This window comes from Ruegeria sp. EL01, from assembly GCF_900313035.1.
In the GTDB taxonomy this organism is placed as follows: domain Bacteria; phylum Pseudomonadota; class Alphaproteobacteria; order Rhodobacterales; family Rhodobacteraceae; genus Ruegeria.
On sequence record NZ_OMPS01000037.1, the window covers coordinates 13,237 to 29,926 of the forward strand.

A 16,690-nucleotide genomic window follows, 5' to 3' on the forward strand; every position below is an offset into this window, starting at 1 on the left:
TAGCGGCGGCATTGTGCTGTCGCGGGCGGCGTAAAAGTCGGCCACTTTTGCCCTTTCGGTATTCGGGAGGGTTTGGGGATATTCACCGTGGATTTGTATTTGAAGGTTCGTCACGCTCACTTTGAGGAAGGTTTGAGCGGGCGTCAGATTGCTCGGGATTTTGGGATCAGCCGGGACAGTGTTTCTAAGATGTTGGCGTATTCCGAACCGCCGGGGTATCGGCGGACATCGCCGATCAAATGGCCCAAGCTTGATCCGTATGTTGCACAAATTGACGAGTGGCTTGCAGAAGACAAAACCCGCCCGCGTAAGCAGCGCCATACGGCAAAGCGCATTTTTGAGCGGCTGCGCGATGAGTGCCGGTTTGATGGCGGATACACGATTGTCAAAGACTATGTGCGAACAAGGAAACGCGTATCACGGGAGATGTTTGTTCCCCTGAGCCATCCACCGGGACACGGCCAAGCGGACTTTGGCGAAGCGTTCGTTGTGATCGGCGGGATTGAGCAGAAGGCGTATTTCTTTGCCTTTGATTTGCCGCACAGCGATGCCTGCTATGTTCGCGCGTATCCCGCGGCCAACACCGAGGCCTGGCTTGATGGGCATGTGCACGCCTTTGCCTTCTTCGGCGCGGTGCCGCGCTCCATCCTTTACGACAATGACCGCTGCCTTGTGGCCAAGATCATGTCGGACGGCACCCGGCAGAGAACCCAGCGGTTCAGCGCGATGCTGTCTCACTACGTGATCGGGGATCGGTATGGCCGCCCCGGCAAGGGCAACGATAAGGGCAAGGTCGAGGGTCTGGTTGGCTATTCCCGTCGCAACTTTATGGTGCCGATGCCGCGTTTTCCAGGTTGGGACGCATTCAACGATTACCTGGAAGGCCAGTGTCGCAAAAGACAGGCCGACATCCTACGCGGACACAAGATCAGCATTGGTGAACGGCTGGAAGCAGATTTGGCGGCGATGCGTACCCTGCCAGCCGCTCCTTTTGAAGCCTGTGATCTGCAAAGCGGTCAGGTGACATCGACATCCCAGGTGCGTTATCGCGGCAATGATTACTCTGTGCCCGTTGCCTATGGCCACCGTGAGGTTTGGATCAAAGGCTTCGTTGACCGGATCATCATTGGGTGCGCAGCCGATGTCATCGCAGACCACCCTCGTTCTTACGACACAGGCGACATGATGTTCGATCCAGTACATTACCTGCCGTTGATCGAGCGCAAGATCATGACCTTCGACCAGGCAGCGCCATTGCAGGGCTGGGAGCTACCAGAAGCCTTCGCAACGTTGCAGCGTTTGTTAGAAGCGAGGCAGGGCAAAACCGGCAAGCGGGAATACGTGCAGGTTCTGCGCCTGTTGGAACGCTTTGAGATGGAGGTGCTTCATCTGGCGATTAAAGATACGTTGCAGATGAGGGCCATCAGCTTTGACGCCGTCAAACACTTGGCTCTGTGTCGCGTCGAGCGCCGTCCGGCCCGGCTGGATCTGGATGTCTATCCCTTCCTGCCCAGAACCAATATCGCAACGACATCTGCCGCGTCCTATATGAGCCTACTGGTAGGTGGTGGCGCATGACAGACACACCAGAACTGTTGTTTGCCCATCATCTCAAAACCCTGCGATTGCCCACCTTCCTTCGCGAACACGACAAGCAGGCCCGGATATGTGCCGCCGAAGGCGTGGATCATGTGCGCTATCTGGCCCGGCTGACGGAACTGGAACTGATCGACCGGGAACGGCGCATGGTCGAGCGCCGGATCAAATCTGCAAAGTTCCCGGCAGTCAAAAGCCTCGATAGCTTCGACTTCAAAGCCATCCCCAGCCTCAACAAGATGATGGTGCTGGAACTGGCCCGCTGTGAGTGGATTGAACGCAAAGAAAACGTCATCGCGCTCGGCCCGTCAGGAACTGGTAAAACCCATGTTGCCCTCGGGCTGGGGCTGGCTGCGTGCCAAAAGGGATTGCCGGTCGCCTTCGTGACCGCAGCCTCGCTGGTCCATGAACTGATGGAGGCCAGAGATGAGAAGCGCCTACTGCGACTGCAACGCCAACTGGCAAAGGTCAAACTGCTGATCATTGACGAGTTGGGGTTTGTGCCGCTGAGCAAAACCGGCGCCGAACTGCTGTTCGAGTTGATATCGCAGCGCTACGAGCGGGGTTCCACCCTGATCACCAGCAATCTGCCGTTCGAAGAATGGACCGAAACCTTCGGCACCGAACGCCTCACCGGTGCACTGCTGGACCGGCTGACCCATCATGTGAACATCCTGGAAATGAACGGCGAAAGCTATCGCCTTCACCAGAGCCGTGCCCGCCTCGCAAATACCGGAAAATGACCTTCACATGATTGGCCTGACGGCCAATGCGCCTTGGACCGTGCTTGCTATTTGTGGGCCGCAAGCTCCAAGGCGCGTGCACCAAACTGGCCTACTTTTGCGCCGCCCTAGTGGCAGGATTTTACGCCGCCGTTGACAGCTGGCCAAGAAAAACAGTTAGCTGACGAACTAAAGTGTACTTTGGGAATGCTGAGCTTCAAGCGGTAATGCGGTGCTGGTGCATCTAAGCGGATTTGGCATAGGGCAAATGTCTGCTTCCGCCGAGGTTACGCGTCCTGTGCGCACCTGCGGCGAAAGTCTGGTTTCCGCCTGATTCATTAGAATAACAACGCGTTCTGGCGCAAAAAGTACCGGCGCGGCCTGCACCGTCGCACTTGTTTTTGTGAGACAGCGGGATTTGGACAAGCCAAACGCCCCTGGCCATCAGGGGTAAGGCGCTGCCTTCCCCCTCGGGCAACCCTATTAGACAAAACCGTGTCCTCGGCTACGCCTGCGGGCCGCACCACTATTGTCGAATAGCATTGCCTCGCCCCCATCCGCGTTCGCCACGTGGCAGATCAGCAGGAACAGGCGCCTTCAGCGTCTGATCTGCAAATCAGCCCTGATTTTCCCAAAAGGGAAGTCAGGATCATTGAAATCGGTCTAGGTGCTGGATGATGGAAGTGAGGCGAAAATGGCAAGGTTCTGTCGCTGGTGGCAGAACTATGTGTCGCCTGACACAGCAAAAAAGTGGCGGACCGAGGAGGATTCGAACCCCCGACCCCTTGATTCGTAGTCAAGTACTCTATCCAGCTGAGCTATCGGTCCGCGTTGGTGAGGCGCTATTTAGACCCGGGGCGCAGGACGTGCAAGACGATTCTTCGAAAAATCTTCAAAAAGTCACGTCCCCGCGTGGAAGCCTTATTTCAAACGTGGTTCCCTCGGATCCTGTGTCTTTCAGAACCAAGTCACCGCCGTGGCCCCGCATCAATTCTTGCGAAATTGCCAAGCCCAGACCAGACCCACCTTTGCGCACCCCGCCCTGGAACGGAGTGAACAGATTCTCGCGCGCTTTGGGCGGCAACCCCGGGCCAGTGTCGCGGATCTCAACGCACCAACTGTCTTCATTTTCCTGGCCGACAATGGTGATTTGGCCTGGTTTGCCAGAAGCGACCAAAGCCTGCCTGGCGTTACGGACAAGATTCATGATCACCCGAAAAAGTTGTTCCGGGTCCGCTCGGGCCACAAGGTCATTGGGCACATCATTCACTATCTCTACGCAGGCATCAGCGATCGCAAGTTGTTCGCTGGCCGCAACATCTTCGGCCAAATCCCGCAACCGGACCATGTTCAGCGTCGGGGCAGGTTCTTCGGCGCGACCGAAGGCCAATGTGTTTTCGCAAAGGGAAACGGCGCGCGTTATCGAGTTCACCAGCTTCGGAGCCATCCGCCGGACAAGCGGGTCATCGCTGGCCTCGATCCGATCTGTGAACAGCTGAGCGGATGTCAAAATGTTACGCAAATCATGACTGACCTTGGCCACTGCCCCACCCAGTTGAGCCAATCTCTCACGTTGTTTGAGTGCCTGGGTCAGATCCGTTTGCAGCATCTTCAAGGCTTCCTCCGCCTCGCGCAGCTCGGTCACTTTGGAATTCGGCGAGATGATACCCCGGGCATCCTCAGGCGCGCTGGCGTAGCGCTGCATATAGCCGACCACGCTTTTGATTGGCCGGACAAGCACCACCCGCACAGCGAGAAACAAGAACGAGGCGGTAATGATCGAAATCACAAAGGACAGGCCCAGGATGCGCCATCCGTAGTCCGTCATCGCCATCCGCAAGGGGGCGCTGTCAGTGGTCACCTCGATCAGCAAACCGGCACCCTTGACCGGCTCACCGATCACACGGATGACCTGATCTTCGACTGTGAACAAACGGGTCATCGCGTCACGGATCAGAACCCAGGGCCCCGCATCCCTAAGGTCGTATGTTTTGGCGATTTGTTCAGGAATGGGGGACGACAGCATCAGCTGCCGCACTTCGTCACGGCGCAGAACGACGTTGTAGACACCGGCATTTGCCAGCAGTTCGGCCTCAAGGTCTTCGGCCAGCATATCGTCGGCCAATAGGGCCAGCGACGCGATCTGGGCGCGTTCCAGACGGTTCAGCAGGAAATCTTCCCGAAACCGCGCGATGGAGGGCACGAAGATCAGTACCTCGGCCAACATCACGAAGACCGTTGTCAGGATCAGGAAACGGCCGGACAGGGAATTCAAAGGACGCTCCTTTCCCGGTCAGGGAATCCAGCGCTGGACGAACCTGACCACTCGTTTAACTGTCTGATTCTCAAACAGCCTTGGCGAGAAATAGGCGCCCGCGGCGCGTTTGTTAAGCTCTCCGATTGTCGGATACGGGGCCACCATCGCAGCAATCTGTCCCATTTTCAGGTTATTGGCTATCGCCAGAGACCACAAATTGATCAATTCACCTGCCTGGTGGCCAACGATTGTTGCGCCTACAGGCCGACCTTTGACAACCATAACCTTGATGAATCCGGGTGTTTTACGTTCAGCCACAGCACGGTCGTTGTGGTGATAGTCAAACTGGGCAGTTTCGACGTTGCCGCCGTATTGCGCGTGTGCCTCTGCTTCACTCATCCCAACTTGCGCCAGTTCCGGCTGCGTGTATGTGGCCCATGGGATATGATTTGTCTTGGCTTTGGACGGCAAACCAAACAAGGCCGAGCGGATGATAATGCCCGCGTGGTACCCCGCAACATGGGTGAATTGCAGCCCGCCAGCGACATCCCCAATCGCATAAACCTTGCGGTTTGTCGTACGTAGAGTGTCATCTGTTTTAATGCCGGCCCGTGTTTGGTCGATGCCAGCGACTTCGAGATTCAGACGGTCGACATTGGCCTTGCGCCCTGCCGCCAGCAACAGGTGGGAACCAGCATAAATCTCACCGTTTTCGGTAACAACTTCGACTGCGCCATCAGAGCCTCGGATTTGCGCGACCATTGCGCTCTCGTGAATGGCGACGCCTTCCAAGCGCAAGGCATTGAGCACGACATCTGCCGCCTCGGGGTCATCTTTGCCCAGCGCCTTCATGCCTTCGATCACGGTCACTTTGCATCCCAGCCGAATATGGGCCTGCGCCATCTCCATGCCGATTGGACCACCGCCGATGATCAGCAGGTGGTCGGGTTTTTCCCGCAGCTCAAAGATGGTTTCGTTTGTGTAAAAAGGGACCTTGTCGAGCCCGGGTATGGGCGGGACCAGCGGGGAAGACCCCGTCGCAATCACGACGCGCCGCGCTGTGATCACCTGATCACCCGCCTGAACCTGGGTTGGAGAGACAAATGATCCGTATTCCCGGATCACCCTGACACCAAACCCCTCGAACCGCTCCTGACTGTCCATGGGCTCGATCTGGGCGATAACATCACGGACGTGATCCTTGGCAACGGCATAGTCCACTTGCGGTTTGTGGTCGGCAACACCGAAGACTGCCGAATGTGCTTGTCCGTAGGCTGCCTTACCGCTTGCAATCAGCGCCTTTGATGGCACGCAACCGAAGTTCAAGCAGTCACCCCCCATCTTGTGGCCTTCCAGCAAGATGACATCGGCGCCCATCTGGCTGGCACCCGCGGCAACGGACAACCCACCCGACCCGGCCCCAATCACCAGGATATCGGTTTTTGACTCGTTCATGATTCAGACGTCCTTCCGGCCACGCAGGTATTTGATGACGATCGGCAATGCAGCCAACACGCATAATCCAATGATTGGGCCCATCACAAAAGGTTCCCACAACAGTGACACGTCAGGCGTTTCACCGCGGTCGAATACGCCACCCAGGCCAACACCGATCCAAGTATAGACGATCCCGCCGGGAATAATGCCCAGCGCTGTTGTCAGCAGAAAGTTGCGGAACCTCACGCCAACCAAAGCTGGAACAAGGTTTGCGACAAAGAACGGAACAACAGGCACAAGCCGCAGCAGGAACAGCACCGAGATTTCGTTTTCCCGCAACCCGTCCTTGAGCTTTTTGATGGAGCCTTCCGACGTTTCCAATCGTGCTGTCAGCGCCTGACCCAGCCCCCATCGTGCCGCCAGAAATATCGCCGAGGCGCCGACAGTCGCTGCAAAAACATTGAACGCAGTTCCTGCAACCAGGCCAAACAGAAACCCTCCGGTCATCGAAGCAACAGCCGCACCCGGCAAGGAAAACGCCACGACCACGATGTAGATCGCCATAAACGCTACCGCCATCGCCCAATAATTCGCGTCTCTCCACGTTAGCAATGCCTCGCGGTTGTCACGCAGAGTTTCAAAAGTCAGGTAATCCCCAAGTGTAAAGAACCCGACCGTGGCAACGGTAAGGATAACAAGCAATGGGATGTGGCGTGCAATCCCGCTGCGGGGTTGCTGGGTTGTTTCGCTCATCTGGTTGTCCGGTTTATTGGGTTCCATCCTTCCCCCAAGATGCGCTGCCTGCGCGCCCAGCAACAGGGTGTTCACGGCGCCTTGAAGTTTGCGACTGTGAAAGTGAGTGTTTTCCGCATAAAAGCCGGTTTTTGAAATGTTTTGCGACAGCGGGTTACAGAATTGTTGCAAAAGGCACAAAAACCCCGACCTAGGGGTTTGACTTACCCTACTCTTAGCAGTAGAGGACGGGCTTCGAACACCACGGGCAGGCGAATCCGCGCCGCACCCGACCGCATAGATTGGAGACGGAGCGATGAAACGCACCTATCAGCCTTCGAACCTGGTTCGCAAACGCCGCCACGGTTTCCGCGCGCGCATGGCCACCAAGGCCGGCCGCAAGATCCTGAACTCGCGCCGCGCACGTGGCCGCAAGTCGCTGAGCGCATAAGCCGCTCACCGATCAGGTTATGAACATGACGCCGCCGGAGGCCCCTGAGGATGGTAAGAACCAGCCCGGGGAAACGCCCCCGGCGGCGTCCGTTTGCGCGCCTGAAACTCTGATCGTTCTCAAGAATCGTTCCGACTTCCTCAATGCTGCGCGGGCGCGCCGGCAAGGCACCTCCTCGATGATGGTGCAGGCCCGCAAACGCGCCCCGGATGAAGCGCCAGGGATTCGCGTTGGCTTCACCTGCTCCAAGAAGGTTGGCAACGCCGTGGCCCGAAACCGCGCGAAACGTCGGTTGCGCGAAGTCGCGCGTGCCGTTCTGCCGGTGCAAGGTCTTGATGGCTGGGACTATGTGCTGATCGGACGCGCCGACGCCACAGCAGAGCGTTCGTTTGACGCGCTGTTGAACGACTTTCAGTACGCGCTGCGCAAATTGCACAGTGTCAAGAAATGACCCTGCTTGCGCATCTCCTCGGCTTGCCCGTACGGGCCTATCGTCTGATCTTTAGCCCTTGGGTTGGCTTCAATTGCCGCTATCAGCCGACTTGTTCGGCCTACGCGCTGGAAGCCTTGGAAAAACACGGCGCGGCCAAGGGCACGTGGTTGGCCGCGCGCCGTATCTGCCGGTGCCATCCCTGGGGCGGTGATGGCTATGACCCGGTGCCCGATGACCAAAAGGACTGATCTGCTCAGAACAGCGCCAGATTGCCCCGATTCGTATGAGCTCGGGTTGGAATCACTTCGCGGTCCAGCTTGCCCATAAAGGTATGGTGCAGGTCTTCATAGAAGCGCGGTGAGTCGAAATACCAGCTGTGGCTTGCTGATTTACCGTCTGGAAAATCACCGCGATTGTCTTTGAAAAACTTGCCACAGTAAAGGTTCACTGCCTTTTCCGGATGTTCATCTGGCATACCCACGCGGCCAAGCCTGCGTGACACCCCGACACGTTTGACCTCGGAAATCGACAGTGCCTCGTCGAAGGGGCTGTAGTAACAGGTCAGCCGAGTACACCTGCGCAGAAGCGATGAGGATTTCGGGTTACCAACGGCAAGCGATTTCGACGAAATATCCGCCGCCACAAAGGCGACCTGACTGGTTGTCCAGCTGTGTTGTGCGGTTGTGTGATCGTCATCTGCATAATCCATCGCCTCGCGCACCAGAAAGGTTCCCATGGAATGCGCCAGAACGTGGATATTGTAGCGGCAATCAGGCGTCTGCATCCGCGATAGCCTTTTGATGCCATGGGTGAACAGCTTGTCCGCAGACCGACGTGCATCGGCCCGGTCCGAGTTGTAGCCAAGAACCGACCCGTCGCTCGGCCAATCAAAGCTTATCACCGTTCCCTTAAACCCGTGCGCCTCTAACCCCGAGCGGATTTTGCGGTGGCGTTCCAGCATTTCAAATTGCTCGGTATTGAACCCGTGCACGAAAATGACGATGTGACCGTTCTCTTCATCTGTTGCACCTGCCCCGGCCTGAACCCGTCCAATCCAATCCGAAACCGGGATTTCGTGCCGTCGCGCCGGGCGTCTGGCATTGGAGGGGATGGCCAGATATCGCGTGCCACCCGGTTTGTTCGAATAATGGTCGCCATCGCGGCCGCGGACAGAAAAAAAGTAGTCCATCGATCAATCCTTTCAAAAAATATCTGCGCACCATAGCACAGCTTGCCTCTTGAATCAGGTCTTTGCAGCGCGGCGCTTCCATGGCATATGCCCGCAAGCCTGAGGAGAGCCGACATGCTGGACGATGACAGCGATATCCATCCCCTATTCGCCGGTGCGCCCTCGACCACCGAATTCAAGAAGCTGCGCAAGCGCATCGTGCGTCAGACTCGCGAGGCGATTGAACAGTACGGGATGGTGGCCCCATCAGCACATGACAAAGACGGCAAACCGCCCCGCTGGCTGGTTTGTTTGTCCGGTGGCAAGGACAGCTACACCCTTTTGGCGGTTCTATACGAATTGAAGTGGCGCGGACTGCTGCCGGTTGATCTATTGGCCTGCAATCTGGATCAGGGGCAACCGGGCTTTCCAGCCACCGTCCTGCCGGAATTTCTAGGCCGGATGGGTGTGCCCCACCGGATTGAATATCAGGACACGTATTCAGTGGTTATGGACAAGGTCCCGCAGGGCCGGACATTCTGTGCACTATGCTCGCGTTTGCGGCGCGGAAACCTGTATCGCATCGCGCGCGAAGAAGGGTGCTCGGCCGTTGTACTGGGTCATCACCGGGACGATATCCTTGAGACGTTCTTCATGAATCTCTTCCACGGCGGACGTCTGGCCACAATGCCGCCCAAGTTGGTGAATGAAGAAGGTGATCTTTTTGTGTATCGCCCGCTGGCCCATGTGGCCGAGGCCGATTGTGAGAAATTCGCCAAAGCCATGACATATCCTATCATCCCGTGCGACCTCTGCGGGAGCCAGGACGGGCTGCAACGTCAACAGGTCAAACAGATCCTGGATCAATGGGAGAAGAACAGCCCCGGCCGTCGCCAGGTCATGTTCCGTGCCCTGACAAACGCGAGGCTGTCTCATCTTTTGGATCCGAAACTATTTGATTTTGCCGGTCTTTCTTTGAAATCCGGCGAAAACGCAGAAAATTCAGACGAAATTCCTCTGTTGCGTTAACGACTGACTCAGACTGGTTTCCTACGCTCCACCTTGCGCGATCCATGCCCAGGGCCGAAAACCAATGCGGAACCATCCTTTCTTTGAGCGATTAATCCATTCTCTGATCAGCATGCTGAACAGCCCGGCCGCGCTGGCCTTTCTGCCAGCGCTCTGCCTGGGCGCCTTTTGGGTTGGAGGGGAACGCGCGCTAGTCGCCGCAGCGCTGGGCCTGCCATTGATTTATGCAGGCGTTGGCATTTTGGGTGTTGGCGCTGCTCGGGCCAACCGGCACATTGGTGGTCTTTTGGCAAACGATCAGTTCAATCTTGAGCTGGAAAAGGTATTCGAGGCTGCAAATCGCAGCGGCGAAGCGTCGGCCTGCATTGCTGTGGCACTGGATGACTACAACCAGCTGCTTGATCTCCACGGACAAGCGGCAGCAAACCACGTGACCGAACAGTTCTGCACCCGCGTTCTGTCCATGATCCGCAGCCACGACATCGCCACACGCATCGGTGGAAACAAAATGCTGATCGGTCTGCGACCAGCACAACAGCTGGATCTGGAAGCGTGCATTCAAATGACGGGGCGCATCCAATCCGTTGTCGAGGACCCCGTGATGTTGAATGGCACAGGTGTGTACATGTCATGTTCCATTGGCTTTTGCCTAAGTACGAATGAACCCGATAGCAACGTGGAACAGTGGATCGACGCCGCAACTGGCGCACTTGTAGAGGCCCAACAAAATGGACCATCTACAATCAGGGCGTTTTCAACGGAAACACGGCGCAGGTCGCGGATCAGAACCAATTTGCGCAAGGAATTTGATGCGGCGCTAACCAGCGGAGAGATCTGCCCCTGGTTTCAACCGCAGGTGTCGACTGACACCGGGCGCGTTACAGGTTTTGAAGCACTGGCCCGTTGGGAACATCCGCAAAAGGGCGTTCTTGGACCGCATATCTTCCTGCCTTTTGCCGAGCAGGCAGAACTTATGGAGCGTCTGGGGCAAACAATAAGACACCACGCATTCACTGCCATTCGTGCCTGGGATCGCGCTGGTGTTGTCGTTCCCCGGATTGGCGTGAACTTTTCGTCGGACGAGCTGAGAGACCCGGGCCTTACTGATCGCCTCAAGTGGGAGCTGGACCATTTCGACCTGACGCCCGACCGGTTGGCCGTCGAGGTTTTGGAAACCGTTTTTTCAAGGCGACCCGACGACGTGATCACCCGCAATGTCACCGGTCTCGCTGCGCTGGGATGTTGCATTGATCTTGATGATTTTGGCACCGGACACGCGTCGATTGCATCAATCAAACGCTTTAACGTCACGCGGATCAAGATCGACCGATCGTTTGTTGCCAAATCAGATCAGGACCCCAGCCAACAGCAACTCGCCAGCGCCATTCTGACCATGGCGGAACGGCTACAGCTTGAAACATTGGCCGAAGGCGTTGAGACACCTGGAGAACATGCTTTGATGGCGCAACTGGGCTGTGACCACGTTCAAGGGTTCGGGATTGGGAAGCCCATGCCCTTTGACCAGACCCTGGATTGGATTGCCACGTATCGCAATAAAGTCAACGGTGTTCCGAAAATCGGAAGGCAAACTGGGTAAAGGACCTGAGTTTACCGCAAAGAAGACCCATCCGTGACGAAATGACGGGCGATTCCGCTTGACCTTTCGGCCTGCACTCTGTTGAACCCTGCGGGTGTCTTTCACTGCTCAAGGTGCCTGTCCCAGATGGACGATCAGAACAAGAATCTCATCCTCGCAACCGCGCTCAGCTTCCTGGTGATCCTGGTTTGGTTTGTCCTGTTCCCTCCGCCAGAGCCGGCACCTGTACCCGAGCAGTCCGAAATCACCGCTGCGCAAGGCGATGAGGTTCAAGCCCCAAGCGCGTCCGGCACGGGCACCGTGGGCGAGGCGACAGCTTCCGCCGAGGAGGCTTTGCCCGAAGATCAGGCCCCCCGTGTTCAGATCGATACGCCGCGCCTGCAAGGCAGCCTGTCTCTGTCGGGTGGACGTATCGATGAGCTGTTCTTGAAGGATTACAAGGTTTCGATCAAAGAAGGCGCACCTATCGTCGAACTCTTGTCCCCCGTCGGATCAGAATCCGCCTACTACGCGCTATATGGCTGGGCGCCAGGTGCCGGAGTGACTGGCACGGATGTTCCAGGCCCAAACACCCTGTGGACGCTTGAGCAGGGCGATACGCTGGGCGTTGACACGCCTATTACGTTGGTCTGGAACAATGAAAGCGGTCTGACATTCCGCCGCACCATATCGGTGGACGAGGATTACATGTTCTCGGTGACACAGTCAGTGGAAAACGCCACTGACGCCGAGGTTGGTATGGCCCCCTATGGCATTCTGGCCCGTCACGGAATTGGCGAAGACGGGGACCTGCCCGGGTTGAAGAACTTCTTCATCCTGCATGAAGGCGTGATGGTCATGGCCGATGGCGTTCTCGACGAAATCGATTATGGCGACGTTCAGGATTTCGACATCGATCCAGTCGAACGCGCCCAAGCCGAGGTATTTCAGGTCAAAGAAGGTGGCTGGGTTGGGTTTACCGATCACTATTGGATGACCACCCTGATCCCCGCAGAAGGTGCGACCTTCAAAGCTGCGGCAAAATACGATGCCCGCCGCAAGATTTATCAGACAGAAACGGTTCTGCCGACCCTGACCGTTGCGCCCGGTGCGACCGAGCAGGTCACCACACGCCTGTTTGCCGGGGCAAAGGAATGGGAAACCATCCGCGAATATGAGGCGGAAGGGGTGCAAAAGTTCATCGAGAGCATCGACTGGGGCTGGTTCTCTTTCCTGACCAAGCCGATTTTCTGGTTGCTGCACAACATCAACGCCCTGATTGGCAACATGGGCTGGTCGATCATCGCCCTGACCCTGATCATCAAAGCAATCCTGTTCCCGCTTGCCTTCAAATCCTACGTCTCGATGGCGAAGATGAAGGAATTGCAGCCGCAGATGGAGGCCCTGAAAGAGGCCGCAGGTGACGACCGTCCGAAGATGCAGCAAGGTATGATGGAACTGTACAAGAAGGAAAAGGTGAACCCGGCCGCAGGCTGTTTGCCGATCCTGATGCAGATCCCCATCTTTTTCTCATTGTACAAGGTGATCTTTGTCACGATCGAACTGCGTCAAGCCCCCTGGTTTGGGCCGTTCCAGGATCTCAGCGCGCCAGATCCGACCTCGATCATGAACTTCTTTGGCTGGCTGCCTTGGGCCGGTCCGCAGCCAGATAGTTTGATGGCATTGATCTTTATTGGTATCCTGCCTCTGCTATTGGGCATTTCGATGTGGCTGCAGCAGAAACTGAATCCGGCACCAACGGACGCGACACAAGCAATGATCTTTGCCTGGATGCCATGGGTCTTCATGTTCATGCTGGGCGGTTTCGCCAGCGGCCTGGTTGTCTACTGGATCGCCAACAACACGATAACGTTCACCCAGCAATACTTGATCATGCGTAGTCAGGGATTTAAGCCGGACGTGTTTGGCAACATCATATCCGGGTTCAAACGGACGCCAAAAACGGATGACAAATGAGCGGATCGATCACCAGCCTGTGGCGGCATCCAATCAAAAGCCATGGGCGCGAAAGCCTTGATGACGTAACTGTATCTCCCGGGCAGACACTGCCCGGGGATCGCGTTTGGGCGGTCGCCCATGAGGCGTCTAAGGCCGACGGCAGCAAATGGGTGCCTTGCGCCAACTTCAGCCGCGGATCGAAGGCACCAAATCTGATGGCTATTTCTGCACGTCTTGAGGGCGACACTGTTACGCTCAGCCATCCTCAGCAGCCGGATTTGCAGTTTGCCCCTGATTCCGAGCAGGACGCGTTTCTAAACTGGGTCAAACCACTGATGCCCGCAGATCGCGCCGCATCCGCGCGGATCATTCGTGTTCCGGGTCGCGGGATGACAGACAGCGATTTTCCGTCGATCAGCTTGTGCAACATGGCCTCGCACCGTGCGGTAGAACAGAAGCTGGGCCGTGACCTGTCGGTTTGTCGCTGGCGTGGAAACATCTGGTTTGATGGCCTGCCCTTGTGGGAAGAGTTTGACTGGCTGGGTAAGGATGTTCAGATCGGCGAGGCCGTGTTCAACGTGCGCGAGCGCATAGTGCGCTGCCTCGCAACCACTGCCAATCCAGAGACCGGTGAGCGGGATGCAGATACGCTGGGCGCCTTGAACAGCTGGGACCATCAGGATTTCGGCGTTTATGCCGTCGTGGTTCGGGGCGGCAACATCCGTGTTGGTGACAAGGTTCAGGTGCTATGACCTCACTTCCTTTTCCACTGGCTGAAGACCCCGACGCCTTTTCCTTGGAACGCGGCCGCAAACTGTTCGCAGGCCCATCAGAGTTCGTCAAAGGTGTCGTCGGAATGGATGGCCTGCCGGCCCCTGACCGGCTTGAGGTTTGTTTCGCAGGACGGTCAAATGTGGGGAAATCCAGTCTGATCAATGCACTGACTGGTACCAAAGGTTTAGCGCGCGCATCAAACACGCCAGGTCGCACGCAAGAGATCAACTTCTTCACACAAGGCCCAGAGCTGTATTTGGTCGACCTGCCAGGATATGGCTACGCCAATGCGCCGCTTAAAATTGTCGAGAAATGGCAGCGGCTGCTGAAAAAATACCTGAGCGGACGCCAAACCCTGCGTCGCGCCTTTGTTCTGATCGACGCGCGCCACGGGGTGAAATCGGTCGATGACGAGATCATGAAACTTTTGGACACCAGCGCGGTTACATTTCAGTGCGTTATGACCAAGGCGGATAAGGTTAAAGTCAAGGATCGTGAAAAAGTGCTAGATCAGGTGCGCACCGCCTTGTCCAAACACCCGGCAGCCTACCCTGAAATCGTACTGACCTCGTCTGAAAAGAATGACGGTGTTCCAACTTTGCGCTCGATCATCGCGCATCTGGAATGAAAGCGATCGCGCGCCTCCTCAGTCTTGTGACCCTTCTTGCCTTGGTCGCGACCGGAGCGATCCCGCAGGGTTGGATGCCAACGCAGGGTCAGGACGGCAAAGTCCTGCTTGTCATATGCACCGGGGAAGGAACGATCGAGCAATGGGTTGATCTGGACCCAAGCGATCCAATGCATGACGAGACAGACAACCGATCGAAGTGTTCGTTTGCGGGGCTGTTTGCAGATGCGAATGTGCCAAATTCGGGCGCCCTGAAACACCTCGACTTTCCACTACAACTGCGCTGGGCGTACGCGGAATTCACACACCGCAGCGCGGGTTTCCATGCCCGCTATGACGCGCGAGCGCCACCTCAAACCTCCTGAAACAGCGAAGTCTTGTTTGCACCTGCGCACCTCGTGCGCAGGGCAATTCCGCATCTGGAGATTGATATGGCAATGAACAGCCAAACTATGGGGCAAAGCCCCGCGCAGAACCGTACTGTGCAAAAATTCTACTTTGCTGCCTGGAGGTGGCATTTCTACGCCGGGATATTTGTGATCCCATTTCTGATAACTCTCGCCGTAACTGGGTTGATGATGATGTTCATCACGCAATTCGACGGCCGTGACGGCGAAAAGATCAGCGTCGAGATTCAGGGCACAGCCCTGCCCGTTTCTCAACAAGCCGAGGTCGCGCTGACCGAGGTGCCGGGGTCGGTGGTCGAATGGATTGGCCCAAAGGGAGGCTATCTGGCCACTGTTTTCCGCATCAAAACGGAAGGCGGTCAGCGCCTTGTGGCCGTGGATCCCTATGCCGGCGAGGTACTGGAAATATGGGACCGTCGGGCGGGTTGGTATGATCTTGCAGACAACATTCACTCGTCCCTCATGATCGGAACGACCGGAGACCGGATCCTCGAAGTTGCCGCTGGTCTGAGCCTGGTTCTGATCTTTACCGGACTCTACCTTTGGTGGCCGCGTGGAAACGCTGTATCGGCCTTTGTGCCCAATTTCCGCGCCAGGGGACGGGCCCTGTGGAAGTCGCTTCACTCTGTCGTCGGGATTTGGATGTCGGGTTTGCTGGTCGTCTTCTTGATCTCAGGCCTGTCCTGGGCTGGCGTCTGGGGCGGTATGTTCGTCCAGGCCTGGAGCAGTTTTCCAGCCGAGAAATGGGACAATGTGCCATTGTCGGATGATCTGCATGCCAGCATGAACCACGGACATCAAAATGACGTCCCTTGGGCACTTGAGCAGACACCGATGCCCGCCTCCGGATCTAAGGCAGGTATTGACGGCGTGCCCGAGGGAACGACGATCAATATCGACGCGCTTGTTGCGCTTGGAACAACTCTCGACATGACAGGGCGTTTCCGCGTGGCTTACCCAAGTGGTGACAGCGGGGTCTGGACCCTGAACCGCGACAGCATGAGCAGCGATTCAACAGATCCGGGGAATGACCGCACCGTTCACGTAGATCAGTACACCGGAAAGATCCTCGCCGATGTGCGATACGAGGATTACTCGCTGATGGGTAAAAGCATGGCCCTAGGTATCCCGTTTCACATGGGATTGATGGGCACGTGGAACTTCGTACTCAATGTCGTCTTCTGCCTGTCTGTGATCTTTGTCTGCATCTCAGGCGTTGTGATGTGGCTTATGCGTCGCCCCCAACGCGCCGGACGATTGGCAGCCCCGCCATCGCCGGCGGAAATGCCGCTTTGGAAAGGTGCCGTCCTGATCGGACTGTTCACGGCAATGGCCTTCCCCTTAGTCGGCCTGACACTGCTTGGTGTTCTGGTCTTTGACCTGCTGATCTTGAACAACATCCCCGCGATGAAACGGGCCTTAAGCTGATCTGGTGCGGCTGCGCTGACCAGGCGCAGCCGCACTTTGCAGCAATTGCTGCTATCTGGTCTTGGCAGCCCGTTCCAAAGGCCCTAACAGGGT

16 protein-coding genes and 1 tRNA gene are annotated in these 16,690 nt (G+C 56.8%); 12 read left to right on the top strand and 5 right to left on the bottom strand.

The genetic code is table 11. The annotated features are described in order from the left end of the window. Positions 1 to 78: 78 nt before the first annotated feature. Positions 79 to 1,578 carry an IS21 family transposase gene (gene istA, locus D9K61_RS14215; RefSeq protein WP_120633986.1) on the top strand — a complete coding sequence of 500 codons (1,500 nt, stop codon included), beginning with the start codon at positions 79 to 81 and terminating at the stop codon, positions 1,576 to 1,578. Continuing rightward, positions 1,575 to 2,339, top strand: coding sequence for an IS21-like element helper ATPase IstB (gene istB / locus D9K61_RS14220; RefSeq protein ID WP_120633878.1), 765 nt, complete (start codon positions 1,575 to 1,577; stop codon positions 2,337 to 2,339). The genes istA and istB overlap by 4 nt, the downstream gene beginning before the upstream one ends. 730 nt (positions 2,340 to 3,069) lie before the next feature. On the opposite strand, the gene D9K61_RS14225 is transcribed toward istB, so the two are convergent. From D9K61_RS14225 to D9K61_RS14240, 4 genes are all read right to left on the bottom strand, one after another. Beyond that, positions 3,070 to 3,146, bottom strand: a tRNA-Arg gene (locus D9K61_RS14225). A 64-nt stretch (positions 3,147 to 3,210) separates the two neighbouring features. After that, positions 3,211 to 4,593 carry an ATP-binding protein gene (locus tag D9K61_RS14230; RefSeq protein ID WP_120633879.1) on the bottom strand — a complete coding sequence of 461 codons (1,383 nt, stop codon included), beginning with the start codon at positions 4,591 to 4,593 and terminating at the stop codon, positions 3,211 to 3,213. An 18-nt stretch (positions 4,594 to 4,611) separates the two neighbouring features. After that, positions 4,612 to 6,030: an NAD(P)/FAD-dependent oxidoreductase gene (locus D9K61_RS14235; protein ID WP_120633880.1), complete on the bottom strand. Its 1,419-nt coding sequence runs from the start codon at positions 6,028 to 6,030 to the stop codon at positions 4,612 to 4,614. A gap of 3 nt (positions 6,031 to 6,033) precedes the next feature. Then, the gene (locus tag D9K61_RS14240) at positions 6,034 to 6,765 is read right to left on the bottom strand and encodes a TVP38/TMEM64 family protein (RefSeq protein WP_120633987.1); all 732 of its coding nucleotides are present in this window, start codon (positions 6,763 to 6,765) and stop codon (positions 6,034 to 6,036) included. Between the two features lie 295 nt (positions 6,766 to 7,060). Here D9K61_RS14240 and rpmH point away from each other — a divergent pair, with 295 nt between their 5' ends. The 3 genes from rpmH to yidD are packed head-to-tail and all read left to right on the top strand — an operon-like array spanning position 7,061 to position 7,876. Further along, positions 7,061 to 7,195: a 50S ribosomal protein L34 gene (gene rpmH / locus D9K61_RS14245; RefSeq protein WP_005632162.1), complete on the top strand. Its 135-nt coding sequence runs from the start codon at positions 7,061 to 7,063 to the stop codon at positions 7,193 to 7,195. A gap of 25 nt (positions 7,196 to 7,220) precedes the next feature. Beyond that, positions 7,221 to 7,646, top strand: coding sequence for a ribonuclease P protein component (rnpA, locus tag D9K61_RS14250; protein WP_120633881.1), 426 nt, complete (start codon positions 7,221 to 7,223; stop codon positions 7,644 to 7,646). Then, a complete protein-coding gene (gene yidD, locus D9K61_RS14255; protein ID WP_120633882.1) occupies positions 7,643 to 7,876 on the top strand; it encodes a membrane protein insertion efficiency factor YidD in 234 nt (77 codons plus the stop codon). The genes rnpA and yidD overlap by 4 nt, the downstream gene beginning before the upstream one ends. 5 nt (positions 7,877 to 7,881) lie before the next feature. Here the strand turns inward: yidD and D9K61_RS14260 are convergent, their stop codons facing one another. Beyond that, on the bottom strand, positions 7,882 to 8,817 hold the full coding sequence (locus D9K61_RS14260; protein ID WP_120633883.1) for an alpha/beta fold hydrolase: 936 nt from the start codon (positions 8,815 to 8,817) through the stop codon (positions 7,882 to 7,884). Between the two features lie 114 nt (positions 8,818 to 8,931). Here D9K61_RS14260 and ttcA point away from each other — a divergent pair, with 114 nt between their 5' ends. From ttcA to D9K61_RS14295, 7 genes are all read left to right on the top strand, one after another. Continuing rightward, positions 8,932 to 9,825, top strand: a complete 894-nt coding sequence (gene ttcA, locus D9K61_RS14265) for a tRNA 2-thiocytidine(32) synthetase TtcA (protein ID WP_120633884.1) — start codon at positions 8,932 to 8,934, stop codon at positions 9,823 to 9,825. A gap of 64 nt (positions 9,826 to 9,889) precedes the next feature. Then, positions 9,890 to 11,422, top strand: a complete 1,533-nt coding sequence (locus D9K61_RS14270) for a bifunctional diguanylate cyclase/phosphodiesterase (RefSeq protein WP_120633885.1) — start codon at positions 9,890 to 9,892, stop codon at positions 11,420 to 11,422. A gap of 126 nt (positions 11,423 to 11,548) precedes the next feature. After that, on the top strand, positions 11,549 to 13,378 hold the full coding sequence (gene yidC, locus D9K61_RS14275) for a membrane protein insertase YidC (protein ID WP_120633886.1): 1,830 nt from the start codon (positions 11,549 to 11,551) through the stop codon (positions 13,376 to 13,378). Next, the gene (locus tag D9K61_RS14280) at positions 13,375 to 14,112 is read left to right on the top strand and encodes an MOSC domain-containing protein (protein ID WP_120633887.1); all 738 of its coding nucleotides are present in this window, start codon (positions 13,375 to 13,377) and stop codon (positions 14,110 to 14,112) included. The genes yidC and D9K61_RS14280 overlap by 4 nt, the downstream gene beginning before the upstream one ends. Next, positions 14,109 to 14,762: a ribosome biogenesis GTP-binding protein YihA/YsxC gene (gene yihA / locus D9K61_RS14285; RefSeq protein WP_120633888.1), complete on the top strand. Its 654-nt coding sequence runs from the start codon at positions 14,109 to 14,111 to the stop codon at positions 14,760 to 14,762. Before D9K61_RS14280 ends, yihA begins: the two co-directional genes overlap by 4 nt. Before the next feature lie 26 nt (positions 14,763 to 14,788). Continuing rightward, positions 14,789 to 15,127: a DUF2946 domain-containing protein gene (locus D9K61_RS14290; RefSeq protein WP_254055785.1), complete on the top strand. Its 339-nt coding sequence runs from the start codon at positions 14,789 to 14,791 to the stop codon at positions 15,125 to 15,127. Positions 15,128 to 15,193: 66 nt separating this feature from the next. Further along, positions 15,194 to 16,597, top strand: a complete 1,404-nt coding sequence (locus D9K61_RS14295) for a PepSY domain-containing protein (protein WP_120633988.1) — start codon at positions 15,194 to 15,196, stop codon at positions 16,595 to 16,597. Positions 16,598 to 16,690: the final 93 nt, after the last annotated feature.